Below are 9,622 nucleotides of genomic sequence, written 5' to 3'. Positions count from 1 at the left end.
CGCTCCGCGCTGACGAACTGCTGCTGGACGCCGCCCCGCGGGACCATCGCCCACCACCTCCTTCCCGGGCACTCGTGTACTCCGGGGGGGAACCGCAACGTGCTTCATCCTTGACAGGTCGACAAGTAGGTCCGTCACATGCCGGCAGGACATACGGGGTTGTCGCGATGCTGTCGCAGCCGAACGGGGCGACGGTAGAGGTGGCAGAAGCTCACCTCTACCGAGGAGGACGTCATGAGACAGAACCCGAACCGGGGCCGCGTCTACCGCTGCTGCGCCTGTCGTGACAGCACCGGCCGACTACTCGGCCCCCGGTGCCCCAAGCTGTCCAACGCGAGGCACGGCGGCTGGGCGTTCGCCGTCGACCTGCCGAGCCTGAACAAGCGCAGGACCATGCGCCGTACCGGTTTCGCCACCAAGGCGGCGGCCTCGGCCGCCCACTCCCATGTGCTTGAGTGCGAGCGCGCCGGTGTCAGCCTCGACGGCAGCGAGACGGTCGCCAGCTACCTCACCTGCTGGCTTGAGACCAAATCCCCGGCCCTCAAGACGAACACCGTGAACCGCTACACCGCCTATATCCACAACGATCTCATCCCCGCGCTCGGCGCCGTGCCCTTGGAGCGGCTCACTCACGACCACGTCACCCAGTTCATCCAGCGTGAGCTCGCCGCCGGCCGCGGCCCGGTCACCCTGCGCCGCTGCGTGACGACCCTGTCGAGCGCGCTCAACGACGCCCGCCGCAACCACCGGCTGCCCCACAACGCCGCCCGCTTCGCCATGATCCCCCGACCGCCGGTGCCCGAGCTCACCTGCTGGAGCACCAGCCAGGCAAGCGCGTTCCTGCGGCACTGCCATGCCGTTGAGGATCCGCTCGCGGACCTGTTCGAGTTGATGGTCTGCACCGGGATGCGCAAGGGCGAGACTCTGGGCCTGCACTGGGCCGATGTGGACCTTGATGCGCGGGCACTGTTCGTGCGCTGGACGTTGGTGAGCGTCGACAACAGCCGCAGCATGTTGAACGCGCCCAAGACCCACGGCAGCCGGGCCTGGGTTGCCCTGTCCACCCGCGCCGTCGACGCGTTGCAGCGGCAACGCCGCCGCCAATGCCGGCAACAGGTGACCGCCCGCCATCACGACAATCTCGACCTGGTGTTCGCCAGACCCGATGGGCAACCCCTACGGCCGCAGTACGTGCTCGACCACCTGCGCCGCCTCACCGCCGACGCCGGGCTTCCGGCAATTCGGGTGCACGACCTGCGACACATCGCCGCCACGATCATGATCAACCATGGGGTGCCGATCGCCGTGGTGTCCAAGACGCTGCGCCACAGGAACGTGGCCACCACCATCGACATCTACGGCCACCTCACCCGCGACGCCGCCGCCGACGGCGTGAGCGCCACCTGCGCGGCCCTCGACGCGGCCGACGCCCGGGCCGCCTGACCGCCGCTGCAAGATCCGCGTGAGGCTGCGACAGCAACGCGACAAAACAACCCTAAAAAGGTCACAGGGGATATGCCGACGAAGGCATATCCCCTGGTCAGATGCGTCGGGACGGCCGGATTCGAACCGACGACCCCTTGACCCCCAGTAGTCCAGTGGCCCAGCGGCATGCTCACGCACGTTTGTCCAGGTCGCACCTAGCATAAACCAGCCGAGTAAAGGAGTCGTCACATCACCCGCCGCCAATCGGCTTTCCTACCACCACCCAGGCGAGCCACCCGTGAACTCGCCACTGGTCGCAGTAGTGGGAACCTGCCGGTGCCGCATCGAACCGGCGATGGCCCCGGTGGCGATCCTGCTGGGCGCCCCTCGTCAACATCCGCATTCCTGCCCTCCCGCCGGGGACTACCGCGGGGTCAGTTCCGCAATCTTGTCGACGAAATAGCTTCGCTTTCCCACTACGAAACGGTACTCGGCTCCCGATCTCGTCGTCACCGCTAGTCCGTTGGGGACGAGTCCCAGGTTCCGGTACTTGCGGGTAGCGACGATGTCCTGGAGTGGGATGTTGAGGGGTGCGGTCTGCACGTTGAGGGCGTGCGCTCGGAAGGAGAGGTGCTGATCGGTGAGGGTCAGGCGACCACCAACCGACTCGACTCCGCGCCAGAGGTTCGCTCGACGGCTGATCAATAGTTCGGCATCACTCATATTGATATCTTCGTTTCCTACTGAAGGAGGGGTGAGTATAAGGACATGACGGCGACTGCGGCAGAACCCGTCAGCGTAGCAAAAGTAGCGGCATGCAGATGAATGCACGAATCAGACTACGGCCACCCAGCTACTCTTTTTCCTTGACAACAAAGGTTAGACGCCGGGACGGCGATCATGGCCGAATGTTGGCCAAAGCAATAGCGATTTCGTTCAAGCTAGCAACCGTAAATGTCTCGCGGTCAAGGTCATCGATAACTCGCGACACGGCCGAGACTGCCTTATCGAGTTGTTCATCTCGTAGTGCTGCCGCCTCGCTCTCACCTTGGTCCTGAGATCCCGCATCCACAACTCCATAGAGCCTCTCCGATACAGCTTGAAACATCGGCTCCAGCAAGTACCATGTTGAGTCCGCGGCATCAAAGTCATCGACGACAGCACGGATTGCGGTATCGATGCAGACCCAGCAATCCTGAGCGGCCGTAAACCAGGTGACATCAGTAGGCTCTGACGGTGTCACCGCTTCGATAGACCCCAACAGTTCCCGGCCCCCGGCGACCTGATTACCCAGAGCCACTTGCCTGGCATAGTCTAAGGCGCGGTCGAGCAGAGCCTGGTCAGACGACAAGCCGGCAGCAGTACACCAGTCGAAATAGCGTGGCGCCAGAACGTAAGCGGCACTGCCAAACAGGGCAACCTTGCCACGTAGGCTCAGTCTCCGAACACGACCGGCAAAACTGTCTGCCACCACTTCGAAGGGACTCATTGATCAACCTCCACGCCCCGTTGCCTCAGCTGTAGGGCACAATCATGCTCGGCCGGGCCACAGGGCATGCGGACCGAGGTACCGACACGCCTAAGGCCAGGGACACCACGCAGGAGCTCCTCCTCAGCGTGCAACTTCCCGCTCCCCGGCACCCGAACGATGCCGAGGCGTTCAAGGGCCGCACGCTGGCCAGCATCAAATCCATTGCTCGATCCGGCGTAAAGACTACCCTCACCGTCGACGCCAACTGCGATCGTGCGATTGTTGCGCGCCGCAGGGTGTAGACCGGCTTCTCGCACCTCAGAAGCGAGCGAGCGAAGGTTTGGTACGGCGGCACCGCCTCCACTACCGCTTGCACCGATTGCTGATTGCGCTCCGATGCCTGCCATACGGAGGGAGGTGCGTAGGCCAGCGCCGGCGGCGAGGCCGAAGATCCCGGCGCCGAGAGCTGGCAGGAGGACTGCGCCGCCCGCGCCCAGCACGCCGCCGATGGCTCCGCCAAGTAAGGCTTCGCCGGCGAGTTGCCAGCCGCTTTCGTCGTCGGCGTCGAGGCTGTTGCTGACCAGGGATCCGACGGCGCCGCCGACGAATCCGCCGATCGCGGCGCAGCCGACGGCGCCCACGCCGAAGCTCGCTGCGGTGCAGGCTCCGCCGACGATGACGCCGGCGGCGACACCGGCCACGGCGCCGACGGCTCCGGCGTTGCGGCACCAGAAGCTGGCTTGGCATTCGCGTTGTTTGCGTTCTGCTTCGGCGCGTTCGTTGCTGGCCTGCCGGTACGTTTCGCGTTGTTGCTGGCAGCCGGATCCACAGGCCGGAGGAACGTACTTCTTGACGATCTTGGTTACTCGTTCCCCGGAGGGGGTGGTGTCGACGAAGGCGCGGTCGCCGGTGTCCTCACCGTTCTCAGTGTGGTAGAGGCCGGTGGGGTCGGCGTTGTCGACGGGGTTGTTGCCGCCGTACTGGTAGGCGTCGTACTGGTCGGGGTCGTCGGCGACGAGGACCGGGTCGACGGAGATGAACCGGCCCAGCGTTGGGTCGTACTGCCGGGCACCGACGTTGGTCAGCCCGGTGGGGTCGATGTCCCCGCCGACGAAGCCCTTGTTGTTCACCCAGACCGGGTTGGAACCACGTGCTGCCCCGTACGGGGTCTGACGGCGGATCGACACGGCCTGGGTGCCGGCGTTCACCGCGACCTGTTGGGTGCCCTGGTGGTCGTCGAAGAGCCAGGTCAGGTTGGTGGTCGCCGATCCGCCTGTGCGGGAGGCGCAGACGGTGCCGGCGAAGCTGTAGTAGCGGGTGCCGGTGTTCACGCCGCCTTCGCGGCGGATCTCCTGCCCGGGCAGGTAGAGGGTGGTGCCGCCACTGTCGCGGCGGATGATCCTGACGCCGTCGGGGTTGTAGACGTTGGTCTCGACCGTCTGACCGCCGGCGGAGACGGTGGCGAGTTTGCCCTCGGCGTCCCAGCCCAGGGTCTGGCTGCTGGTGCCGGTGCCGCAGTTGTTCGCGGCAGCACCGTCCGGCCGGCAGGTGGTGTTGCCGGCGGCGTCGTAGGCGTAGGTGCTGGTGACGCTGCTCTGACCGGGTGCCTGGGTGGTCATCGCGGTGACGGCGTGGGGGCGTACCACGTCCTGACCGCCGGTGGGCATTGTGTAGGTGCGGGTGGTGTCGCCGCTGGCGGTGTGGCTGGTCTCGGTCAGCCGGGAGCCGGTGGTGTTGAAGGTCCAGTCGTGCCAGTACGGTGCCGGGCCGCCCAGGTTCGCCACGGTCGGGTCGGTCTGGCAGTCGACCCCAACCTTCGGCGTCCAGGCGGTGGTGAGCCGGCCCAGCGGATCCTGCCGGAAGCACTGGGTGTCGGCCTGACCGATCTGGGGTTTCTCCTCGATGGAGGTGATGTTGCCGATGTCGTTGTAGCGGTAGGTGCGGTCGGAGACGGTGCCGACGGTGGTCTCCCGTTCGACGGTGGTGCGGCCGATGCGGCGGGTGGATTCGTCGCGGTGGACGGTGTCCTGAGTCCACACGCCACCGGGCATCTTGTAGATCGAGCCGCTGCGTTCGCCGTAGGCGGTGTAGCTGGCGGTGGCCATCGTGCCGTCGAAGCCGGTGAGGCTGGTGTCCAGCCGGACCGGCACCCCGGTGGTCGCGTCGTAGTCGGTGGTGATCTGCTCGGTGACCAGGCCACCGCCAGACGGATAGGAGATTGACGTGGGAGCGCCGGTCGCCGCCGAGTAGCCGTAGCCGTAGACGTAGGTGCCGCTCAGCCCGGTCTCGTTGGCCGGGATGACATAGTTGACGCCCTTGGGCTGGTAGCGGCCGTCGAAGCTACGCACCTGCCACCGGTAGGCGTTGCTGCTACCCGCCGGCTCGTACCGGACCGCCTGGGTGAGCTGGCCCTTGAATCCGCTCTGCCCGGAGTAGAGAGTGTCGTACTTCCATTCGGCGCGCAGCGCTCCGGTGGCGGAGTCGTCCCGCAGTTCCTTCTTCCGGCCCAACGCGTCATAGACGTGCCAGAGCACCTCACCGCGGGCGTCGGTGGTCTTGACCAGTTCGTTGCCGTCGTTGAAGGTGCTGGTCGACACGCCCTTGTCGGGGTCTGTCGTGCGCCACAGACGGCCCTTGGCATCGTACTCGTTGACCCACCGGTTCCCGGCCGGATCGACCGTCCTGACCAGCTGGCCCTTACGGTTGTAGACGTACTGGGTCTCCTGGTACGCGCCGCTGACGCCGGCCGTGGTGGTGTGCTGACGCAGCTTGACGACGCGGCCCTCGATGTCGGTCACGGTCGTGGTCGGGGTCCCGCCCTGCGGTGGCGTCACCTTGGTCAGGTCGCCCTCATGGGCGGTGACCGTTCGCCATTTCTCGACCAGGTTCGAAACGCCGTCACCGGCCAGGAAGATCGCGTTCGTGGGGCGCGACGCCCGGTCGAACACGGTCTTGGAGACGGCGGGGACAGACCATTCCGGCTCCCACCACAGCGTGCCCGACGGTGCCCCGGGTTCGGCGTGTGCCCCGTAGGAGGTCGCGGCGCGGCCGAGGCTGTCGTAAATCGTGTCGGTGACGACCCGGTTCCCGGTGCCGTCCACCGCCAGGCTCTGGGTCTGTCGGGAGCGCAGCAGCCCGTCGAGGATCTCGTACGAGGTGACGTAGTTGCCGTCTGCGTTCAACGCCTGTGTCCTGACGAACGGGTAGGCGTTGCGGCCGGCGGCGAACGTGTACGTGTACTGCGCGGACGGGGTGGTCGGATTGGCTGCCTTGGTCCAGCCCAGGGCCCACACCTTGCTGACGCGGCCGAGCGCGTCGTACTCGACGTCCGAGATCACCCTGTTGTTCGGGTCGGTGGCCCTGACCGTGGAGCCCCAGTAGGGATTCATCTCCACCGACGAGGTCCAGTAGAACGGCTCCGGACCCGTCGTGGTCACCTTGGAGACCGGGCCACCGACCGCAGGGGTGTACGCGGTCGTGGTGACGTTGCCCTTGATGTCGGTCGCGCTCACCGGCCGGCCCGCGGAGTCGTAGCCGCCCTGCGACACGACCTGCCACACGGTGCCGGTGCCGGTCGACCAGTCCTTGAGCTGCTCGGTCTTCGTCACCGATCCGTACTTCGGGGCGGTGTCGACGCTGCTGGCTTCGTCGTAGTAGGTCCGCGCGTCGGAGATCACGTCATCGACGGTGGACGGGGTCGTGCCGCAGGCCAGCGCGGTGGTGGTCGTCTGCTTGACCGTGGTGGTGAGGTTCTTGCCGGTGTTGCGGTTGTAGCGATAGGTGATGCACTTCTCGTCGCCGGTGACGGCGATGTCGCCGTCGTCCTGGGACCAGTTGACCGTGCCGTATGTGTGATCCAGGTTCTTGGTGCCCCGCGAGGTGCGCCAGCCCTGGCTCCCGTCGACGCCCAGGGCGGTGGCCGTGTAGGTGGTCTGTGTGTCGACGAACCGGGCCTCGACGGTGTCGCCGTTGATCGTCCGGCTCGCGGTCGGGTTGGACCGCCACGGCACGTTCACCGTCTTCGACACCGGCTTGGTCTCGACGCCGTTGTAGACGACCTGCTCGCGCACCTGGCCGGCGAACTGGTCCTCGTCGTAGACGGTTTCGCTGCCCAGTGAGGCCGGAACTGTCACGTTGCGGGTGCCGCCGCTCGGGCTGGCCTTGTCGCCGTGCATACCCCGCATGAAGGTTGTCACGGCGAGTGTCTGGGTCGCCGAGTCGTCACCGACGCGGGTCTTGACCTGCGCGTAGCCACGCCACTGCGACCATGTCTTACGTTCCGGTCTGGTCAGACCGTCGTCGTCGGCGTAGTGCCAGCCGGGCGATCCCACGTACTGATACCAGGTGTGCTTTGAGGGCGCCTGGTGCCCGTCGGCGAGTTGGATGTCGTCTTCGGCGACGTGCTCGACCCGGTGTTTGTGCCACCATTCGGTGATGAGCCGCTCACCGGTGGGGTCGGCCGGGTCCGGCACCCGCACCGGGTAGCACCGTTTGGTGTTCGTGTGCGGGTTCAACGTCTCGACGATCGCCTCGGTGCACTCCGGCTGCGCGTAGTCGACCTTGATCCGGGATCCAGTCTCGGTCACGATGCTGGAGATCCGTAGCCAGTTGTCGGTCGTGCCGTGCTCGGTCAGTACCCGGTTCGGCAACGACTCCGGCTCGAAGGTCACCGGCGGCAGGTTGACGGTGCCGCCTACGTGCCCCGCGTGGTCGATGCGGTTCAGCCACAGTCCGGTGTGTGTGGAGTCCGCCGTCGCGGCGAAGGTGTGCGACAGGGTCCATGACTCGACGTCCTGCCACGCCGGGGTGGTTTTCGTGGTGTCCCACACCCTCGTGGTGATTTTCTTCAGCCGCTTCGTCGTCCAGAACGTCGGTGAGTACTGCTGCGCGCACGACGTCGCCGACGCCTTGCACTCTTGATCCCAGGGGGTGTCTTTCCACGACGCCTTGACTGGGCTCGACTCGGTGCCGCAGTTGTCGAAACACCGCATGTCGGTGTCGAACACCACCCGCGCGTACGGACTGGTGATGCGTTCCGTTACCCCGTGGATGTCCGAGGTGCGGTCGTAGGTGCCGTAGTCGATGCGCTCCAGATACCCTGCCCGGTCGTAGGACACGTCGTCGGAGTCGGTGTCGTTGCGGGCGTACTTGTTGGTCTCCTTGCCGTACCACAACGACATCGTGTTGCCGCGCACATCGACGACGTAGTCCACATTCCACCGCCAGGCCTGCTGGCAGTCGGAGTTGGCGAAGGCCGTGGCGTGGCACGGCTCACCCGTGTGGTTGCCGAACACCGGCACGGCCAAAGCCGAGTTGGTCTTCGCCGTGTGGCCCGGCAGCGCGTGCAGACCGAAGAAATACTGGGTGCCGTCGGTGGTGGTCACCTTCCAGTGCTCGCCGTTGTTGTCGCCGTTGCCCGACGCGCCGGTCAACTTCTCGATCTTCGATCCGTCTTCCGAGCGGGTATGCCAACCCTTGCCGGTTTCGAACACGAGCTCGGTGCTGCGGCCGTTCAGGTTCATCGTCGCGTTGTCCGACCGCCAGCACAGGTCACCGGTGTCGGCGGTGTTGTTCGCGCCGCCTGTCTTCCGGTCCTCCGCGCAGGGCACGTACCGCCGCTCGATGAACCCGGGCGAATAGTCGAAACCCTCACCGATCCACGACGGCTGGTTGTTCGTCACCTCGGAGCGGCCGTCCACCGATGCCGACGAGTAGGCCAGGGCGACCGACGGCTCGGGGCCGGTTGCCGGCGGCGTACGCAGCGGATAGTTCCACGAGAAGTCACCGGACGAGCCGCCCGCCGACCAGGTCGACGACGGCGCGAGACCGGTGGCGGTGAAGTCGCCGTCCGCGCCCGACCCGGCCGCCGCCAGGACGACGAACGAGCCACTCGCCGGGGTCGTCTCCCCCGACAGCCGGGCCAGCTCCCTCGGCATCGTCGAGGTGGGGGCGGTCACCTCCGCGGTCGCCACTCCCGTACCGAGGTCGTTCCTCGTGGGCAGCGGCACGGATCGGCAACCTGGCGCGTCCGGTGTGGACAGGGCACAGGCCGGGACCTGCCACAGCCGCAGCCGCGACGCCCAGGACCCGCCCACCGCGTGCCGGAACGAGTTGTAGTCCACCGACACCTTTGCCTGGCCGGTCGCAGCTCCGGCCGGCGCCGTCACCTTGAGCACCAGGCCGTCACGCCAGCTGCCCGGCAGTGACTCCCGATCCACCACCTGCACGTCGACGCTGGTGACCCGCGCACCTGCCGGACCGCTGCCGCGAGCGACCCACACCGGAAGGGCACCCGCCCTGACGCCCCGACCTGACGTGCTCGGCGAATCGAGCGTGATCCGGGCGGTGCTGGCTGTCGGCCACACCGGCTTCGGAAGCGGCGTGTCCTGCATCAGCTTCTGCGTCCACGCCCGCCCCGACACCGAGGCACCGTGCGTGTCGAGTTTCTCTGCCGGTGGCCGCGTCGGCTCGACCTTCGGGGCGACCGCCTCGGCCGGCACACCGACCAGCAGCGACGCCGCCACGGGAACGACCGTCAGGCCGGCGATCCACCGGCGCAGACGGCCCGCTGCACGCAAGCTCCGTCGTGGCTGCCGCGAATCGTGGGCAGGTGGTGCAGAGAACATGCTTTCTCCCCGGTCAGGACAGCCGCATGGAGCAAGGGTGCAGATGGGTCAAATCGGCAGTTGCGAGGTCTGGACGTCGGACGTGCTCGGTCCGGCCCGC

General features: G+C 66.8%; 4 protein-coding genes. 1 reads left to right on the top strand and 3 read right to left on the bottom strand.

Annotated elements, in window-relative coordinates; translation table 11 throughout:
• Nucleotides 1-234 precede the first annotated feature (234 nt).
• Nucleotides 235-1,443: a site-specific integrase gene (locus O7601_RS17865; RefSeq protein ID WP_281562245.1), complete on the top strand. Its 1,209-nt coding sequence runs from the start codon at nucleotides 235-237 to the stop codon at nucleotides 1,441-1,443.
• A gap of 405 nt (nucleotides 1,444-1,848) precedes the next feature.
• Here the strand turns inward: O7601_RS17865 and O7601_RS17860 are convergent, their stop codons facing one another.
• From O7601_RS17860 to O7601_RS17850, 3 genes are all read right to left on the bottom strand, one after another.
• Nucleotides 1,849-2,148, bottom strand: a complete 300-nt coding sequence (locus O7601_RS17860; RefSeq protein ID WP_281562244.1) for a GRAM domain-containing protein — start codon at nucleotides 2,146-2,148, stop codon at nucleotides 1,849-1,851.
• Between the two features lie 175 nt (nucleotides 2,149-2,323).
• Nucleotides 2,324-2,914 carry a hypothetical protein gene (locus O7601_RS17855; RefSeq protein ID WP_281562243.1) on the bottom strand — a complete coding sequence of 197 codons (591 nt, stop codon included), beginning with the start codon at nucleotides 2,912-2,914 and terminating at the stop codon, nucleotides 2,324-2,326.
• Nucleotides 2,911-9,456: an RHS repeat-associated core domain-containing protein gene (locus O7601_RS17850; RefSeq protein WP_281566965.1), complete on the bottom strand. Its 6,546-nt coding sequence runs from the start codon at nucleotides 9,454-9,456 to the stop codon at nucleotides 2,911-2,913. The genes O7601_RS17855 and O7601_RS17850 overlap by 4 nt, the downstream gene beginning before the upstream one ends.
• Nucleotides 9,457-9,622 lie beyond the last annotated feature (166 nt).

It is taken from the genome of Verrucosispora sp. WMMD573 (assembly GCF_027497175.1).
In the GTDB taxonomy this organism is placed as follows: Bacteria; Actinomycetota; Actinomycetes; order Mycobacteriales; family Micromonosporaceae; genus Micromonospora.
The sequence above is the reverse complement of the archived record's forward strand: the minus strand, read 5'-3'. Positions and strand labels throughout refer to the sequence as shown.